The organism is Bdellovibrio bacteriovorus (assembly GCF_048286975.1).
Lineage (GTDB): Bacteria > Bdellovibrionota > Bdellovibrionia > Bdellovibrionales > Bdellovibrionaceae > Bdellovibrio > Bdellovibrio bacteriovorus_H.
The window spans coordinates 22,582-39,459 of sequence record NZ_JBLVRT010000001.1; the positions used below are offsets into that span (position 1 = coordinate 22,582).

A 16,878-nucleotide genomic window follows, 5' to 3' on the forward strand; every position below is an offset into this window, starting at 1 on the left:
TTTATAAAAATTTAAGCCAAAGTCTTTACAGCGTCTTTCAGCTGGTCAACCTTGTTCAGGCGCTCCCAAGTGAAGGACTCTTCGTTACGACCAAAGTGGCCGTAAGCCGCTGTCTGGCTGTAAATCGGTCTTAGCAGGTCCAAATCCTTCGTAATGCGAGCTGGGCGCAAATCGAAGACCTGGCGAACTGCTTTTTCAAGCACTTCAGGGCCTACTTTGCTTGTGCCGTAGTCATTTACGGTGATGCTGACAGGCTCAGCCACACCGATCGCGTAAGCCACCTGAACCAGGCAGCGTTCCGCAAGACCTGCACCCACGATGTTCTTAGCGATATGACGTGATGCGTAAGCGGCAGAGCGGTCCACTTTGGAAGGATCTTTGCCAGAGAACGCGCCACCACCGTGAGCACCGTGACCACCGTAAGTGTCCACGATGATTTTACGGCCGGTCAAACCAGCGTCACCCATTGGACCACCCGTTACGAAACGGCCCGTTGGATTGATGAAGAATTTGGTTTTTGCATCGATCCAGTTGCCCGGGATGGATTTTTTGATCAGTTCTTCAGTGATGAATTCTTTGATCGTAGCATTGGAAACGCTGTCTGCGTGCTGAGTGGAAATAACCACTGCATCGATGCGTTTTGCAATGCCGTTTTCGTACTGAACTGTCACCTGGGATTTTGCATCCGGGCGCAACCAGTCCACTTTGTTTGCTTTACGAAGAGCCGCCAGGTCTTTCACCAGTTTGTGAGACATCGCAATGCTCAAAGGCATCAGCTCTGGAGTTTCATTTACAGCATAACCGAACATCAGACCCTGGTCGCCCGCACCCTGATCGTCGGAAAGAGTCTCTTTAACTCCCACAGCGATATCCGGGGACTGCTGACCCACAGCGATCATCACGCCGCAAGTTTTGTAGTCGAAGCCCTTGTCAGAGTGATCGTAACCAATGCGTTTTACAACTTCACGGGCCACTTCAGAGAAATTCACTTTTGCAGAAGTCGTGATCTCGCCGCCAACAACCACCAAACCGGTCGTCAACAGGGTTTCACAGGCAACACGGCCCTTCGGATCCTGGGCCAGGATGGCATCCAGAATACCGTCAGAGATTTGATCGGCCATTTTATCGGGGTGACCTTCGGATACAGATTCACTCGTAAACAGGTAGTTTTTCACTGCGTTCGTTCCTCATTAGGGAATGGTGTTAATGAGCTCGGCCCCCACTGGGACCATCCTAAAAAACAGTCAAAATTGAGCTGGAATTTAGCGAACGGCCAAGCTACCAAAACGAGTTCTGGGGGTCAAGAGTCCTTGGGTTTGTGGTGGTAAAAATAGGCAAGCTCAAGGAAAAACACTGTAAAGCCTCCAACCAGACCGATCAGCCCCAAGCCAATCATAAACTGAGCAAGGGTGCGCCCCAGCTCGCTGATGGAGGATTCCGGCACCAGTCCCTTGCTTTGAAGCAGGAACATCAGCATGTAAGCCCCCACGGAAAGGAAGGTCCAAAGCACCGCGTGCACCCGGCGGGTCAACAGCCCCACAATCAGCGGTAACACCGCAAACCAGATGAGAGTCGGAGAAAAGAAGCCCCCCGTGAAATAAGAGAATGAAAACTGAAAGATCATGCCGGAAGTCACCATGGAATACGCGGCCAGAGACATCGAACGGCTCCAGCGGTAAATCAACGGAGAAAAGGCATGCACAATCGAGCAGGTAAAGCCGATTTGAGCCAGAGTCGGATTATCAACGAAAAATAAAGAGATAAAGCTATAGGTCCACATCAGCAGACCGGTCAAAAGGGTGATCAGGACCAAAAGGCGCCATTTATAATGACGAACATGCTTGTCTTCTTTTACATCGAGAGAAAAAAGGGTGGTCCCCCAAAGAGTCTGTTCTTCCTGTTCCAAGTGACGTTCCAAAAATACAAGAGGTGGATAATTCCACCTCCTTAGTATAAATGCAGCTCAGGAAATTTGCACCAAAATCACGCCGCCTTTTTCCAACGTGAGAACGTCTCCTGACGGGCACCCTTTGTAAGTTCCGGTTTTTTGTGGTCTTTGTATTGTTTGTTTGTCTTAAGGAACTGTTTCTCCATTTTTTCGGCACATGCGTCCACTGCACCATAAATATCCGGTCCGTAGGCTGTGGCTTTGAAATACTTCTCGCGAGTGTTCACAGAGATCTCAACGCAGAATTCATTTTTGACCTTACTGAAATACACGTTGCCGTAACCTTCTTTAAGCAGGAAACGTCCCACCTCGGACATTCTTTCTTCGGTGTACTTTTCCAGGGAATCGGAGTGATCCAGATGCTTAAAGGTATAGTTGAGTTTCATGTTTTCTCCTTCTCAGCCCCTTTCAAGGCCTTTGATTGCTTACCTGGACTTCTTATCGGTCCAGCCGGACTAAAGATGAGCCCTATTTTGAGACTCATTTGGTTTTTCTTTGGGTTAATAGACAGGCCTTAAAAATTTCATCGTCCTGTTTATTGTTGAGATATTTGGCAACCGGGCTCATGGCGGCAAAGGCCTCTTTGCACTGACCACGGCTGAACTCAAGCTTTGCGTCGAAATAAGAATCACGCAACGCCGCAGGCAAGCGGTCCACGGTTCGGGGCTCAGCCTCTCCGTTTTCTATTTTACGTTTGTGTTCACGAAGTGCATTTTCAGACTTGCGGCGCAACTCCCGGATGTCGGAATACTTGGGCACATGAGACGGGATCTTGCGGGATGTATCCAGCGCCCCTTCATAGTTACCGGCCTCGAAATAGACTTTTGCCTTTTCGTGCAGAGCTTCGATTTCGGCAGGATCCATTTTGTGTTTTTTGGAGCCAAAGGGGTTGGCAATCAGCCCGAGGGTCAGACCCGTCAGGGCCACGGCGTACATGGCGATGTTTGCTGGCTTGATCATGGGAAACTTATCGGCAATCCCCGACCAAAGATGAGGATTTTCCATGTTCCAAAAAGAGACGGGCCCCTTTCGGAGCCCACTAAATTCTAACCGGGGATGGTCACCATTTTTTTATAGAATTCCAGAAGCTTTTTAGCCCCGTGAACCAGATTGGCCTCCCAATCATTGTGGGCATTGTGATCCGCTCCGTCAGTGATGTACTTAAGTGAAATCAACTGCACGTTCATTTTGCGACAAACCTTGGCCAGAGCATAACCTTCCATGTCCACAAGTTCGCAAGCCACTTTCGGAGTGCCCGTTTCAAAACTGTCCCCGGTGCCGCAAACCCCGTGAGACAGCTCCGGGAAAAACGGAATCAGATCAATCGCGCCCGGAAGCGGGTCAAATGGTGTTTCACCGACCTTGAACCCTAAAGGCGAAATGTCCATGTCTCTTTGTACGAAGCTTGAAACCTCGACAAGGTCATGGGTTTTAAAACGAGAGCTGCCTGCAGTACCGAGGTTGATCATGACTTTGCACTTGGTTTTATGAATCACATCCATCGCCACCAGCGCGGCATTCACCTTGCCAATGCCAGTGTAAACCACAGGAATGTTTTCTTTTTCAAAGAAGCCCTGGGATTCGCCCGGAAGCGCCATCACCAAAGCCACGTCATTAATATTGAACAAGCGAAGCCACCTTTTGATCGTTGTAGGTCATCTTGTTAAGGAACGTCAGATTGACCAGAACTGCCACTGACTCCACGGAGTACCCGGCCAGCAGACAGAGGTCAATCGCTGCCTGCAAAGTGCCACCCGTAGCCAAAACGTCGTCCACGATCACCACACGGCCCCTGCCCGGAGGCAGCTCAATTTCCGCCGTGCCATATTCCAAGGCATAGGAAACTTTGCGCGTTGGTGGAGGCAGCTTGCCGGCTTTACGAATCGGCAAAAAACCCTTTTTGTGGGTGGCCGCCATGTGGGCCGCAAGGATGAATCCGCGGGATTCAATGCCCGCAAAATAATCCACATGTGTCAGATCGACGTGTTTCAAAAGATTATGGGAAACAAAACTGAGGGCCTCAGCATTCTGAAGCAGCGGCGACATGTCGCGAAAAACAATCCCTGGCTTTGGAAAATCAGGAACATCACGAATCAGGCTCTTTAAATCCATGGGACACTCCTCGCAGTTGCTTCCTTATTTTTAAGGGAAACCCCGCTTTGAGTAAAGGAAATCTATTCCACGATCAAGTCCGGAAAATAAAGAGGCGTGCGGTACTGAGCCGGAGAAAACACCACCGATGTCACGTTCACACTGCGCTGACCTTCGGGTCCAACCCAGTTTTCCAGAATGCTCTTGTATCCTGCGGATGCTTTGAGCATAGAAAGACCCAACTCAAATTTTTTAATCAGATTCTTTGTCTCAGGGTGTTTTTTGGAAAAGTGCACGTAGATGGGCTCTTCGCTCATCTCAACCATGATTTTAAAGCGATCGCGGAACTCCGGTTTGTTTTTCAGATAGTAATAAAACACGTATTCATCAATGGCGACGAAGCCAACTCGGCGGGAGTTCAGCATCATCAGACTGGTCAGATCATTGGCTGTGAACACCTTGTTGATCTTGGAGTTTTCATCAAACTCGGCACCAAAAGGAAACCCGTTCGGCAGGGCCACTGTGCGGCCCTCAAGATCTTTTACCTTCTGCACCTTGACCGGGGTTCCCGTGCGCAAAGAAACAATCAAACCCTTGCTTTTAAAAAGCGGCTCTTTTGGAAAAAGAAAATCTGCATCCATATCCTTGCTGTGCGCAGAATTAAAACAGGCCGGAAACTTCCCACTCAGCGTCTGCGCCAGACAGCGCGGATAAGGAACCTGAACCAGCTCAATCTCTTCCCCCACATTCTTGAATGCCGCCCGCACAATATCCACCGACATGCCCACAGCACGTCCTTTCTCACGAAAAGCAAACGGCGGCCAGGAATCCTCCACCATCAACTTCACGGGAGCAGACCAAGCGTCAAAACAAACAAGAATTACCAGCAAGAGACCAAATCGACTCATGCCTGCTACTTAACAAGCCAAGAACCCTCAATACACCTTACACTTAAGTAATAACTAAACAATCTCACCGATACTTCCGGAACAAAGCTCCATACAAGCCCATTACCCTTCCCCCGCGAAAGCAACACCATACGCAGAGAATTTCCTTCTTTGAAAACAAAGGAACACTTCGAACATTAGCATGAGGCTTGGGATGAGCTATCCCGGGTCGACTGCGAGTTCCGCAGCGAGGAATAAAACGACGTGAAACAAGCAGGGGAAAAACGAGCGAGGACTGTCCGAAGCAGACGGCCCGGGATAGCTCATCCCAAGCCGTTCTTCGCAAAAGACTAGAAGTACTTCTTACGTTGAGAAGAAGGAAGAATCTTAAGAACATCGCGGTATTTGGCCACCGTTCGACGTGCGATCTGAATACCTTCGACCTTCAGCAAATCCACGATCTTTTGATCGGACAATGGATTTTTCGGATCTTCCTTGGCTACCAGATCCTTGATTTTGATTTTAACTGACTCGGAAGCCAGTGAATCACCATCCGAAGAGCTGATGCCGGAGTTGAAGAAGTATTTCAGTTCGTAAATACCCTGCGGTGTGTGCACATACTTCGCCGTGGTCACGCGACTGACCGTGGATTCGTGCATGCCGATATCATTGGCGATATCACGCAGAACCATCGGTTTTAAGTGCTCAGAGCCTTTTTCAAAGAACTCGCGCTGGTGTTTTACGATGGACTCGGTCACCTTGTAGATTGTGCGCTGTCTTTGGTGGATGGACTTGATCAACCAAACGGCAGAACGAAGTTTTTCCTGGATATAATCCTGGGTCTTGTCACCGGTGGTTTTGCCACCTTTAAGCATATTTTTATAGAAGTTCGAGATTTTCAAACGCGGCAAACCGTCTTCATTCAAAGACACCACGTAATCATCACCGACTTTGTAAACGTAAACATCCGGAGTCACATAGTGCGTGTCACTGCTGACAAACGCACGACCCGGCTTTGGATCCATCGCATAGATGATTTTGCAGATTTCCACGATGTCTTCAACGTCGCGATTCAGGGCTTTGGCGATGGCCTCATAGTTTTTCTTTTCCAGATCCTTCACGTGATTTTTGATCAGCGTGACCAGATCGTGGGTGTCTTCTTCCATGTGCTTGGCCTGGATCAGCAGACATTCCTGCAGATCGCGGGCACCCACACCCGGAGGATCGAATTCATGAATCAGGGTCAAAGTGTCTTCCAGCAGCGCCAGATCCACTTTTTCCTCTTCAGCGATCTGCTCCAGAGGAACTTTGATATAACCGTCATCATCAATGGCGCCGATCAGGGCGTCCGCGGCTCTTTCCTCTTCTTCAGAGAAGCCGTTCATTTTAACTTGCCAGTAAAGGTGATCGTGCAGGGTTTGAGACGCCGTGATGACGTTCTCATAGTTCATGATCTCTTCAGAACCCGCCATGCCGGACTGTGGAGGCTTTTGGTTGGCTTCGATGTAGGATTCCCACTCGAATTCATCCTGCTTTTGCGGATCCTGAATGTTCTGCTGGTCCGGGGTTTCGGAATGCTCAACTTCGTTGGCAGCCTCTTTGGTTCTTTGAAGGTCTTCTTCTTTCAGCGCGGATTCGGCTTCTTCAAGAATAGGATTTTCTTCCAGCTCGGAGCGCACAGCCGACTCCAACTCCATACGCGACATCTGCAAAAGCTTGATCGCCTGTTGCAGCTGTGGAGTGATTACCAGAGACTGGCTCAGGTTCATCGTCTGTCGAAGAGCCATTAAAATTTCCCTTTCCCAAGAACCGTAACAGCCGGGATGGCTTTACAGCTTAAAGTTTTCGCCGAGATAGAACTTACGTGCCAATTCGGAATTTGCGATTTCATCAGAACTTCCGCTGACCTGAATCTTCCCGTCCTTCAATATATAAGCATAGTCGCAAATGCCCAAAGTCTCACGCACGTTATGATCCGTGATCAGAACTCCTATACCTTTGGCCTTAAGTTCGCGGATGATATTCTGAATGTCAGCGACCGCAATTGGATCGATCCCCGCAAACGGTTCATCCAAAAGAATGAACTTCGGTGACCCGGCCAGGGCGCGGGCGATCTCAACCCGGCGACGTTCCCCCCCGGACAGCGCATAGCCATAACTGTCGCGGATATGACCGACGTGGAAGTCCCCGATCAGCTGTTCCAGCTTTTCAGAACGGGACGCTCCGGAATAACCATGAGCTTCCAACGCCACGATGATGTTTTCAGCCACCGTCAGCTTGCGAAAGATGCTTGGCTCCTGAGCCAGATAGCTCAGGCCCACGCGAGCGCGTTTATACATGGGTTCCTGGGTGATATTGGTTTCATCCAGATTGATCGTGCCTGAATCCGGCTGAACCAGACCCACCACCATATAGAACGAAGTGGTCTTACCGGCCCCGTTGGGACCCAGCAGGCCTACAACCTGACCGGACTCCACAGAAAAAGAGGCGCCATCAACGACCTTGCGCTTTTTAAAGGACTTAGAAATATCTTTGATGGTGAGCATGCTCATTGATCTTTATTCTCCACCTTCGCACGTACTCGTTCAACTTTAACCTTTTTTCCGCCTTCAAGGAAGACGATTTCCTCACCGGTCAGCTCATCGTTATTCTGGATCACCTTAGGACGACCCTTGAACGTGTACTGATTTGCCAGCAGGTCCAGATTCACACTTTCGGAAGTCGCGAATTTGTCCACATCACTGACGCGCACGCCACCCTTCACTGCCACAGAACTCAGAATATCCGCGCCTTTTCCATACAAGAAAGAGGCTTCAGGGCCTTCCAGCTTCATGTTGTCATAGTTCATGCGAACAGCCCCCAGGAAGCGGGCCTCGCGGTTTTTACCGCTGAATTCGGCGCCATCGGCGGAAATTTCAAACTTTTTCCCGTCCTTCATTGGCTTTTGCGCCGTCACTTTGTTCTGAATCAGCATCTTGGATTGTTCGACCAGAACTTTCATGCTGGCACCCTTTAAGAACAGGCCCCCGCCAGAAGAATCCCTTGGACCTTCCATCAAAACTTGTTCAGGACTGACGATTTGACGGGTCTTTGACGAATAGAAGATCGATGGTGTTTTGAAAACGTAGCCGTTCTCGGACTTGGTTACGACGTTGCCAATGACACTCAAATCCTTGGATTTGTCGTCGATAGTGCCTTCATCACCGGTGACGGTGAATTCCAGTTTTTCCTGATTATAGAAAAGCACCCGAACCTGCTGTAATGCCCACTTGCCACCCGCCTGACTGCCCTCGGCAGACACCGCGAACAACTCCCAGTCACGATTGCCGGACTGGCTTTCCACCAGGTGCACGCCGCCCATTTTCTGATCGGCCAGACTGGAAGGACCCGGATCTTCCTTGATGCCCTTTTTCTTGCGTTCTTTGGCTTCTTTGTCGCGCTTTTCAACCCGCTGGCGCAAAGCGACCTCGTCCTCATGCTCCAGGTGCGATGGGAAAATAATAAGAATCTCGACGAACAAAGCGACGAGAAGAGCCATAAAAATATAATTCTTATATTTACCCATAGATGACAAGAATCTTAAACCATCAGGGCCTCGCGGTCAAAACTTCCGCGTCGGATGCTGTACCGGGGTGAAAAACAAAAAGCCCGGTTTTCACCGGGCTTTCATGTATTTTTATTCTTAGTTGGAATTTGTTTCCTGCGGCAGCTTGGTCACCGCGAAGTTGATCTCGCCAGCCCCGGCCTCTGTCACAGTGAACAGAACCTTTTTGACTGTCAGGAAATCCACGCCTTTATCGGCCTGAATTGTGACTTTGCTCCAGGCATTGGGATCATCCTCAGTCTCACCACGGGTGGTTTCAACCACGTCACGGATCTTGTTCTGAAGCTTGCCTTCCTGTTCAGCACGGGATTTCACCAAAGCCTCAGCCAAAGTGTCCTTCAGCTTTGGAATCAGCCATTCTTCCGTGCCTTTGACGTCGTCAAAGGTTGCCACCACGTCTCTATCCAGCAAAATCTCGTTGCTGGAGATCGTGATAACGTGCGCTGGTTTCAACTCGCGCACGCTGGTGGCCTTTGGCAAAACCACATCCTTCGGGATGTAAAGAATTTCACCCGTGGCATTGTAGTTCTGCAGCAGGAAGATAACCAAAACCGTGAACATGTCGACCATCGCTGTCAGTGACAGCAACGCCGTAACGTCACGCTTCCCTTTTTTCTTGCTTAAAATATTGTGATAACGATGACGTTCACCAGGTCTGAAGATGGCCATTACTGCGGCCCTCCCGTCGCAACGGATATTGCCGAGAACCCTGCGGTCAGACAGTTATCCATTGCCTTGATGAGTTGTTCATAGGGGATGACGTCTGCAACAGAAACAATTGCATCCACTTTTTCAGGATACAGTTGTTTCACACGCTGCAGTTGCGCCACAAGACCCGCTTCATCAAATTGTTCGTTCACCATGGGAAGGCTGATCACTTGTTTCCCAACAGTTAAAACATAACCCATTTCCTTCACATCCACTTTCAGCACCACATCGGCGTTCGGTGGAGGTGTCGGATTGGGTTGCGTGTCCGATTTCTTCCCATAGAGGGAACTACCAATTTGAATCATAGACACTTGAGTCCAAACGGCCGTGATAAGCAGGAACGTGATAAGAACGCTCATCAAGTCGATGAAAGGCACGAGGTTCAGCTCGATATTCTTTTTTCTGCCGCCGGAATCGCCGCTATCTATGTGAGCCATTGAAAACCTCTGTTAGTCTTTGATTTTTTCTCTGTTTGCAACAACCAGGTTCAACAGACTCATGCTGGTCTCAACCACTTCATTTTCTGTTTTCTGGATGCGGTGCTGGAACAGACCGTAAGCCACGATAGAGATAATCGCCACCAAAAGACCAAACGCCGTACAATTCAGGGCGTGAGAAATACCTTTGGAAAGTTCCAGAGCTTTGGTTGCAGGATCGGCTGCCGCCACCGCACGGAAGGAACCGATCATACCGATGATCGTTCCAAGAAGACCCGCAAGTACGGCCACGTTACCGAAGACCGCCAGGAAGGAAGTCCAACCTTCCACTTTTGGCATTTCGCGCATCACTGCTGCATCCATTGCCACTTGCACTTCTTCATCAGGACGCTTGTTCATCGCCTGAACAAGACCCGCTTTTACTGTATTAGTCAAAGGAGCCGGACGAGCATCACAATAGCTGATGGCCTGGCGCAGATCGCCGGCTACAACCATTCTGAAGATCTGGTCAGTGAACTCTTTTTTGTCCACGGCAAGATTTTTAAGCTTCATCATTCTTTCAATGATCACAAAAAGCGCCAGGATGGCGATAACTGCGATCACGTACATGACGAAACCACCCTCAGCGAAAGCACGCTGGATGAAATTCATGTTGTCTACTGTAACTGTTGGGTTCACGGGAAGTTCTCCTTCTTAAAAACTTTAATTAATTAGCCTGATTCAAAACAAACGGGTACGCCTGTACTTCAGCTGTCATTCCGGTCGGTGGCTCTGGGAACACCCAGCTTGCCAGACGACGGCGGATACATTCTTCCACACCTGGATTACCCAGGGAGGAATCGACAACTTTCACGTTGCGTGCCTGACCTCGCTCGATGATCTCCCAAGCAAGAATCACTTTACCTTCCATCTTCTTGCCCTTCTCAAGAGTGTTCAAAGCACGCTCGTAGCAGCTTTTCACCTCGTTAAGTTTAGAGCGGATCACACGACGGATAGCTTCTTTATCAATGGTAGCGTCAAAGGATTCCTCGGCACCACCGCCTTCGATAGCCACTGTGGTCTTCGAACCGAAGCCCTCAGATGCACCGTAAGCAGCCTGACCTGACCCACGACCCTTGGTACCGATTCCGGCGATACCCTGAGTTGCAGTCCCTTTTCCACCAGCCCCGGCATCCTTGAACTTGGAGCCCAGGTCATCACCGGCACGGTCTTCATTGAAGCCCGCCGTTCCGGTCGCCTTGTCGGCCATACCCAGAACCTCGCCGGCGCCAGAGTACGCTTTGTCGATGTTGGCGCGACTGCCACCGCCACCGAAGGCGCTGAACAGACCCACTTTGGAAAGATCTTTGTTGGAAGACTGCGCATTCGCACCGGCCGTGTTACCCGTTTTGATCGCGCCCCCCTGACGAGTGGACGTGAACTTCTTGGTACGGTCCTTCGCGTTTGGCTTCGGAGCCACTTCGCTGGCTCTTGCCGCCACTTGGGCACGCTGAGCCTGCTGTCCAGTCGTTCCTTTTTTCTGTGCTTCCTTGTTCGCATCAGCCACAACCACTTTCTTAGGTGGAGGCGGAGTCGGCGTCGCCACCGGCTGCGGCGGCGGAGTCGGAGGCACTGGCGGAGGAGGCGTCGGGGTCGGCGTTGGCGCCGGCGGCGGATTTGTGAACACCACCTGGGCGATACGCTGAACTTCTTCCTGCTTGTTTTCCTGCCAGTCTTTCGGGATGGTCGCGGAAATATACAAAGCCAGCAGTCCCACGATAATCAGGGACATTGCCAAACCAGTCATTTCAGAACCGGAAAGCATCATTGGTAGCATCGGCACCGTTGGCGCCTGTGGAACGAAGCGGATGTAAAGGCACAGGTTTCCACCCGGCAGATTCACACACAGCATTTCATTCTGATCAACACGCACGCTGTAACCGTTGCCGCCCTTTTGCGCCTTGCCGGATTTGGCAAGGTCTTCCACGTGCTGGGTCACGCCGCCAGAGATCACCATCTCGGTGTCCATCTCGTTGGTGGTGTTCACACGCAGACCTGCAGACATGTCCAGCAGCGGATAACCGCGCGGCACCAGTCCGTCAGGAAGAGCCACAGACAAGTCCCCGCCCGCATTCACGCGGATGGTTTTGTTGCCCTTGAAATGATAAGTCGTCAGGATGCGCTCTTTCCACGTGACCAGAACTTCGACCGTCGTGCCTTTACCAGGCTTCAGGTGCGATTTCAGATTCTGAATCTCGCTTGGAGGAGCGAATGTTTTGCTCTTTTTGGCTTTTTTGTAAGAAGTGCGCTCTTTGCGGATCTCAGGTTTTACCGGAACCGCAGTCAGAACAGGTTTTTCTTCAGCCTTCGGAGCTTCAACCGGAATGCTCGGAGTCGCCACCGGAATAACCGGAGTGACTTTGATTTCTTCGGTCTTCACCACGGCCGCAGGCGGCATGGATGGCTCCGGCTTTGGCGGAGGTGGTGCTGGCACTTCAGCCACTGGAGCCACAGCTTCAGAAGCTGACGCGCCCGGAACCACTTTAGGTTTCGGCACACCCACAAAGAAGGCAATACGGAAAGGACCCACTTCGATTTCATCGCCAGAAGCGATGGCTTCATCCAGAACAGCCTGCCCGTTTTTGAAAGTCCCTTGAGAGGAACCCAAATCACAGACATACCATCCGTTGTCACGAAGTTCGATCAGACAGTGAATCGGCGAAACACCGTCCGCATCCAGATCCAGATGCACTTCAGCATTGTGTCCGACCACGATTTGATCCTGATCGAACTGTTTAACACCAACGAGCTGATTGTTTTTGAAAATTCTAAATATTAACGGCGATCTCAATTAGCACCCCGGACCCGCTGGATATCCTCTGTTGTTCGTCTCATCTCGGGTAAAAAGTTTTCTCTCAACTTGATCAATCTCTTATAGTTGAAGTTTTTCTTCTGAAAGAGATAAAACAGTTCCGGCTTCTGCGTCGACCCCTCAACCAACTCGTCCTCGAAGTTCAGCGTCGCTTTCTTCTTCGTGGTTGTTGTCGTTGTTGTGGTCGTGGTCGTCGAGGACCGAGAGGATGACTGCGCATGGCTCACTTCGAAAATGAAAAGTGCGGCCAGCATAATTGTCATGTGTCTTACGTATCGCAACATAGTCCTCACCCGATCCTTCACTCTATTTTATCCCAGTTTTCGCCTTATTTTCCAAAGCAATAATGCGATTACGGCTATCTGCAGGTCCACCTACAAACTTTAGTCTGTTAATGACTTCCAAACCATCCTGATACTTCTGCATGTGATCGACCAGCAAAATGGCGTAGTTGAACAGAACCTCTTTGTTGTTACCGCTGTCTTTCAAAGCCGCTTTGTACATTTCTTCTGCACGGTCCAGTTTCCCCTGTGCCGTCAGAGCAATTCCATAGTTGTTCAAAACGCGAGGATCACGCACACCCTTGCGATAGGCTGTCTCCAGAACAACACCGGCTTTCGCGAAGTCACGCTCCTGAACATAGATCGCGCCCAGATTTGCCGCTGCCACCGCTTCGTCATTATTAATGTCCAAAGCTTTGCGGAAGGACTTCACAGCATCACGGCGCTCATTTTGCGCCAGCTGGACGATACCCAGATTCGAGTAAAGTTCTGCTGTTTTGGGGCTTGAGCTGATGGCTTTCCCCAACAGGTAACGGCACAGATCAAAACGTCCGCGTTTATAGTGATACATCGCCAGGGCATTCAGAGCGCGGGCATCATTCGGGGACTGAGTCAGAATCTGAGTCGAAGCCTGATAGATTCTTTCATCAGACTGGGACTTGATCGCTTCATTCAAAGCCGCATATTGGGAGGGCGCTGGTGGAGTCACCGGACGAACCGGCTCGACCTTTTCCAGATCCTTGAACTCATCAACCTCAACCCTCGGGGCTTCGGCCACCGCCGTTTTGGTTTCTTCAGAGGTTTCTTTGGTTGGACTGGAAGAACAAGCCGCCAGTGCCAGCAAACTGAAACAAGTGATTATTCTTTTCATTATTGACCTATCCAATTCACCAGACGAATGTCAGAGCCCACTTCGCCACCGTTGTAATAACCCTTCGGATCCTTGCTGTTCATGTACTCATAAGCAGACTTGAAGCCGTCGTTGTACACTTCCAGTTCCAGACCGCGATCCACCGTGGCCTTGTAACTTTCACGAGCCTTGGAGTTGAACGGTTCTGCGAACTTTTCCACACCCGCTTTGTACTGCTTCGTTTCTTCTGCGTTCAGCCCCGGAGGCAGTGGCGCATTGATGATCGCCTGAGCCATGTTCAAGTTGGCGTCGCCGAGAATCGAAAGCGAGCTTACGATTTCTTCCGCGCTGTCAAACTTGATCACTTCCGCAAGTTCCCCGGTCAATTTGGTCAGCAAAGCGACTTTTTTGTCAGCTGCTGCCTTTTGTTTGGCCGGATCCTTAGGGAAGGTCACGGATTTCATCTCTTTGAAAGTGTCTTCCGCTTCAGCCAGCTTGATACGGGCGGCGTAAGTCGCACCCACGCCCTTCTTGTTGGGCGCAAAGCGCTTCTGGATTGCCAAAGTTTTCTGGCGCCATTCCTGAGCCCTTGTTGTCGCTCTTTGACGAGTCGACAGTTCGCTGACCCAGTAAGCACTTTCAACCACACGCTCTTGGTCACGACCACCGGCTTCCACATATTCCGTGTAGCGGGCAATCGCCGCACCGGTCTGACCGGCTTTGCGATGGATCTGGGCCATGCTGAACACCGCTTCAACGTTGTCGCTGTGTTTTTTGTTCATTTTAGTGAAGTCCGTGTAAGAACGGATGGCTTCATCCGATTTACCCAGGGCTTCATACAATACAGCCGCATTGAACATCAGGTTCGGAGCCAGGGAATCGGTTGGATTTTCCTGAGCAGCCTGACGGTAAAGCTTCGCTGCTTCCTCGAACTGGGCAGAATCCTGGTAAAGCTTCGCCAGCAAACGGCGGGCTTTGGGCTTCAATTTATCCGCTGCCGGATCCTTGGAGGCCAAAACCCCCTGGTAAGCCGCAATCGCCGGTGCATTCATACCTGCACGCTCATAGTTCACGGCCGCATTGAAGTTCGCATTAACTGCCAGATTGGACTTCGGATTCTGTTTCGCAAAGGATTCAAACACCTGCGCACTGTCCGCGTATTTCTTTTCAAGCTCCAGATCCTGACCGCGCTTGAAGGACGCCTTTTCCATCACGCCACGGATGTCCGCGCCCGCTTTGGAGGAAGCAATGCCCGGAACAGCCAGAAGCTCGGCCCCGGTTTTTTCCAATCCCACATAGTCTTTTCTGAGATTGTAAATATCCAGCAACAAGTTGGCTGAATATTCCGCATATTTGGTGTTCGGATGCTGTTTCACGATGTCACGGAAGTGAGTCGTCGCCTGATCAAAGTGATTGCTTTGATAGTACAGACGGCCCATGCGGAATTTGATTTCCACCGCTTTTTCAGCCGTTGGGAACTTTTCCACATACCACTGACCGGCCTTGATAAAGCGGTCCACTTTCGGTTCCAAAGGAACCGGATCGGTGGAATTCCCCACGCGTTTTTGCATTTCCTGATCGGAAGGGATGCTGCGCTCAACAGACAAGATCAAGTTCTGGGCAGACTTGCCATAGAACTTGCTTTGAGGCGCGTTATCCACGACCCACTTGTACTGCATGGATGCTTCATCGTATTTACCCATATCGTACAGCAATTCACCGAAGTAGAAGTGCATGTCCGCCACCGTCGCTGAATCCGGGAACTCACGCAGGTACAACTGGTAACCTTCGTAAGCCTGGGACTGTGAATACTGGGCGCGGGAGTTTTGCGCTGTTTGGTGCTGCTGCAAAACATAGTTACGCAGCGTGGTTTCGCGCAGCTTGTACGAGTTCTCAATCAGCTCTTTATTGCCTTTGTTCGCGGCATACCATGCTCCGGTGGAGTCATAGTCCTTAACCCAGCCGTAAAGCTCGGTTTTAAAGCGCTGTGTGTTCTTCGCATAGAAGTAGTTTTGCACGATCTGATACTGGTACTCGAAAGCTTTTGGAGCTGTCGGATTCTGGGAGATCAGAAGTTTAAACACGTCACGGGAAGCATCTTTGTTACCGCGATCAGAATACTGATACGCCAGTCTTTCGAGGTAAGGGCTGTAGTTGTTGCCCACAAGATTCTTAAAGTAATCCGCCGCCTTGTTTGGATCGCCGCCTTCCGCATAGAACACCACGATGTCACGCAGGGCTTCGCCCTCAAGACGCGTGCGGTTCACCTTCATACGGCTTGCCAGTTGGTCCCCGGTTTCGTTCTTGCCGGCTTTGATGATGTATTCAAGATACGTCATCGCCTGCTGAACCTTGCCCAGACGGAACAAACACCATGAACCCTTGTACAGGGCAAAGGTGTGCAAACGGTGTTTCTTTTCCTTGATCAGGAAAGAATATTCTTTATAGGCATTCGCCCATTTTTCATTTTCAAAATAGTACTCAGCCAGGGCAAAGTGCGCCTCGCCGACAAACTGGGAGTTCGGATAACCGCGGGTTAGCTTTTCATAGTAATCCGCGCCTTTTTTAACTTCACCCAGCTCGAAATAGTTGTAACCCAGGAAGAAGAGCGCCTGGCTCATCTTCTCGTCGCGTGGGAAGTCACGCTGGAACCATTCATACAGCTGAACGGCCTTTTTGTTATATTCGCGGGCTTCCGCCGTATCCAGACGAGGTTTGGATTTGGTTTTGCCGGCCTGGAACGCACGCAGTTTCGCGTCGTATTCATCCTGTTTGCGGGAATCAATCAGGCTGGCTTTTTCGACATACAGTTCGGCCAGACGCAACCACAGTTCACCGCGGTTCGGGCTGGTTTTGAATTTCTGTGTCAGTTTGTACAGTTCGCGGATCTGCTGATCCAGAACTCTTTCGTACTCGGCCTGACCGTTGCCGCTGTCTCTTTGCATGATTTCAGAAGAACGCGGAGGTTTGACGGATTCCAAATTGTAATTCTGGACATCCTGTTTGAAACCCATGTTCGCCGAAGGCAGCGAAGTGTCCGTTTTGGACATCTGCACTCTGCCGCCGCGACTGCCATCGTTGGCCTGGGACAACAGTTCACCGACAGTCTTTTTCTTGACGGTTTTGGTGGTCTTAACAGTTTTGGTCTGAGCGCCCGCAGTGGACGCCAGAACAAGACTCATAAATCCGGAAACAAGAAGTTGATGCCTGTTGATTTTCAT

Annotated in this window: 17 protein-coding genes; all 17 read right to left on the reverse strand. The window is 50.5% G+C overall.

Annotation, left to right across the window (positions count from 1 at the left end; translation table 11 throughout):
* Positions 1-11 precede the first annotated feature (11 nt).
* A complete protein-coding gene (gene metK / locus ACNQKP_RS00125) occupies positions 12-1,175 on the reverse strand; it encodes a methionine adenosyltransferase (RefSeq protein WP_088566102.1) in 1,164 nt (387 codons plus the stop codon).
* A 125-nt stretch (positions 1,176-1,300) separates the two neighbouring features.
* Entirely contained in the window at positions 1,301-1,918 is a 618-nt protein-coding gene (locus tag ACNQKP_RS00130; protein ID WP_417862018.1) for a hypothetical protein, read from the reverse strand.
* Between the two features lie 65 nt (positions 1,919-1,983).
* Positions 1,984-2,334 carry a ribosome hibernation-promoting factor, HPF/YfiA family gene (gene hpf / locus ACNQKP_RS00135; protein ID WP_417862020.1) on the reverse strand — a complete coding sequence of 117 codons (351 nt, stop codon included), beginning with the start codon at positions 2,332-2,334 and terminating at the stop codon, positions 1,984-1,986.
* Between the two features lie 94 nt (positions 2,335-2,428).
* On the reverse strand, positions 2,429-2,908 hold the full coding sequence (locus tag ACNQKP_RS00140; RefSeq protein WP_417862021.1) for a hypothetical protein: 480 nt from the start codon (positions 2,906-2,908) through the stop codon (positions 2,429-2,431).
* Between the two features lie 86 nt (positions 2,909-2,994).
* On the reverse strand, positions 2,995-3,546 hold the full coding sequence (locus ACNQKP_RS00145; RefSeq protein ID WP_417864074.1) for a 5'-nucleosidase: 552 nt from the start codon (positions 3,544-3,546) through the stop codon (positions 2,995-2,997).
* 16 nt (positions 3,547-3,562) lie between these two features.
* Positions 3,563-4,060 (reverse strand): adenine phosphoribosyltransferase, encoded by a 498-nt coding sequence (locus ACNQKP_RS00150; protein WP_417862023.1) that lies wholly within the window; start codon positions 4,058-4,060, stop codon positions 3,563-3,565.
* A 62-nt stretch (positions 4,061-4,122) separates the two neighbouring features.
* A complete protein-coding gene (locus tag ACNQKP_RS00155) occupies positions 4,123-4,878 on the reverse strand; it encodes a substrate-binding periplasmic protein (RefSeq protein WP_417864076.1) in 756 nt (251 codons plus the stop codon).
* Between the two features lie 398 nt (positions 4,879-5,276).
* Positions 5,277-6,713 carry an RNA polymerase factor sigma-54 gene (gene rpoN / locus ACNQKP_RS00160; RefSeq protein WP_011163390.1) on the reverse strand — a complete coding sequence of 479 codons (1,437 nt, stop codon included), beginning with the start codon at positions 6,711-6,713 and terminating at the stop codon, positions 5,277-5,279.
* Between the two features lie 42 nt (positions 6,714-6,755).
* The gene (gene lptB / locus ACNQKP_RS00165; RefSeq protein ID WP_011163389.1) at positions 6,756-7,478 is read right to left on the reverse strand and encodes an LPS export ABC transporter ATP-binding protein; all 723 of its coding nucleotides are present in this window, start codon (positions 7,476-7,478) and stop codon (positions 6,756-6,758) included.
* Positions 7,475-8,464, reverse strand: coding sequence for an LPS export ABC transporter periplasmic protein LptC (gene lptC, locus ACNQKP_RS00170; protein ID WP_417862024.1), 990 nt, complete (start codon positions 8,462-8,464; stop codon positions 7,475-7,477). Before lptC ends, lptB begins: the two co-directional genes overlap by 4 nt.
* 144 nt (positions 8,465-8,608) lie before the next feature.
* Positions 8,609-9,199, reverse strand: a complete 591-nt coding sequence (locus tag ACNQKP_RS00175) for an ExbD/TolR family protein (RefSeq protein ID WP_417862026.1) — start codon at positions 9,197-9,199, stop codon at positions 8,609-8,611.
* Positions 9,199-9,675 carry an ExbD/TolR family protein gene (locus tag ACNQKP_RS00180; protein WP_417862028.1) on the reverse strand — a complete coding sequence of 159 codons (477 nt, stop codon included), beginning with the start codon at positions 9,673-9,675 and terminating at the stop codon, positions 9,199-9,201. The genes ACNQKP_RS00175 and ACNQKP_RS00180 overlap by 1 nt, the downstream gene beginning before the upstream one ends.
* A gap of 12 nt (positions 9,676-9,687) precedes the next feature.
* Positions 9,688-10,353 (reverse strand): MotA/TolQ/ExbB proton channel family protein, encoded by a 666-nt coding sequence (locus ACNQKP_RS00185; RefSeq protein WP_011163385.1) that lies wholly within the window; start codon positions 10,351-10,353, stop codon positions 9,688-9,690.
* 28 nt (positions 10,354-10,381) lie between these two features.
* Positions 10,382-12,505 carry an AgmX/PglI C-terminal domain-containing protein gene (locus tag ACNQKP_RS00190; RefSeq protein WP_417862029.1) on the reverse strand — a complete coding sequence of 708 codons (2,124 nt, stop codon included), beginning with the start codon at positions 12,503-12,505 and terminating at the stop codon, positions 10,382-10,384.
* Positions 12,502-12,789, reverse strand: a complete 288-nt coding sequence (locus ACNQKP_RS00195) for a hypothetical protein (protein ID WP_050792897.1) — start codon at positions 12,787-12,789, stop codon at positions 12,502-12,504. Before ACNQKP_RS00195 ends, ACNQKP_RS00190 begins: the two co-directional genes overlap by 4 nt.
* 43 nt (positions 12,790-12,832) lie before the next feature.
* Positions 12,833-13,678: a tetratricopeptide repeat protein gene (locus ACNQKP_RS00200; RefSeq protein WP_417862031.1), complete on the reverse strand. Its 846-nt coding sequence runs from the start codon at positions 13,676-13,678 to the stop codon at positions 12,833-12,835.
* The gene (locus tag ACNQKP_RS00205) at positions 13,678-16,878 is read right to left on the reverse strand and encodes a tetratricopeptide repeat protein (protein ID WP_417862033.1); all 3,201 of its coding nucleotides are present in this window, start codon (positions 16,876-16,878) and stop codon (positions 13,678-13,680) included. Before ACNQKP_RS00205 ends, ACNQKP_RS00200 begins: the two co-directional genes overlap by 1 nt.

Coding starts and splice junctions, on each gene's coding strand:
- hpf (WP_417862020.1), bottom strand. CDS start 2,334: ATGAAACTCAACTATACCTTTAAGCATCTGGATCACTCCGATTCCCTG.
- ACNQKP_RS00140 (WP_417862021.1), bottom strand. CDS start 2,908: ATGATCAAGCCAGCAAACATCGCCATGTACGCCGTGGCCCTGACGGGT.
- ACNQKP_RS00145 (WP_417864074.1), bottom strand. CDS start 3,546: ATGGCGCTTCCGGGCGAATCCCAGGGCTTCTTTGAAAAAGAAAACATT.
- ACNQKP_RS00150 (WP_417862023.1), bottom strand. CDS start 4,060: ATGGATTTAAAGAGCCTGATTCGTGATGTTCCTGATTTTCCAAAGCCA.
- ACNQKP_RS00155 (WP_417864076.1), bottom strand. CDS start 4,878: ATGGTGGAGGATTCCTGGCCGCCGTTTGCTTTTCGTGAGAAAGGACGT.
- rpoN (WP_011163390.1), bottom strand. CDS start 6,713: ATGGCTCTTCGACAGACGATGAACCTGAGCCAGTCTCTGGTAATCACT.
- lptB (WP_011163389.1), bottom strand. CDS start 7,478: ATGAGCATGCTCACCATCAAAGATATTTCTAAGTCCTTTAAAAAGCGC.
- lptC (WP_417862024.1), bottom strand. CDS start 8,464: ATGGCTCTTCTCGTCGCTTTGTTCGTCGAGATTCTTATTATTTTCCCA.
- ACNQKP_RS00175 (WP_417862026.1), bottom strand. CDS start 9,199: ATGGCCATCTTCAGACCTGGTGAACGTCATCGTTATCACAATATTTTA.
- ACNQKP_RS00180 (WP_417862028.1), bottom strand. CDS start 9,675: ATGGCTCACATAGATAGCGGCGATTCCGGCGGCAGAAAAAAGAATATC.
- ACNQKP_RS00195 (WP_050792897.1), bottom strand. CDS start 12,789: ATGACAATTATGCTGGCCGCACTTTTCATTTTCGAAGTGAGCCATGCG.
- ACNQKP_RS00200 (WP_417862031.1), bottom strand. CDS start 13,678: ATGAAAAGAATAATCACTTGTTTCAGTTTGCTGGCACTGGCGGCTTGT.
- ACNQKP_RS00205 (WP_417862033.1), bottom strand. CDS start 16,878: ATGAAAATCAACAGGCATCAACTTCTTGTTTCCGGATTTATGAGTCTT.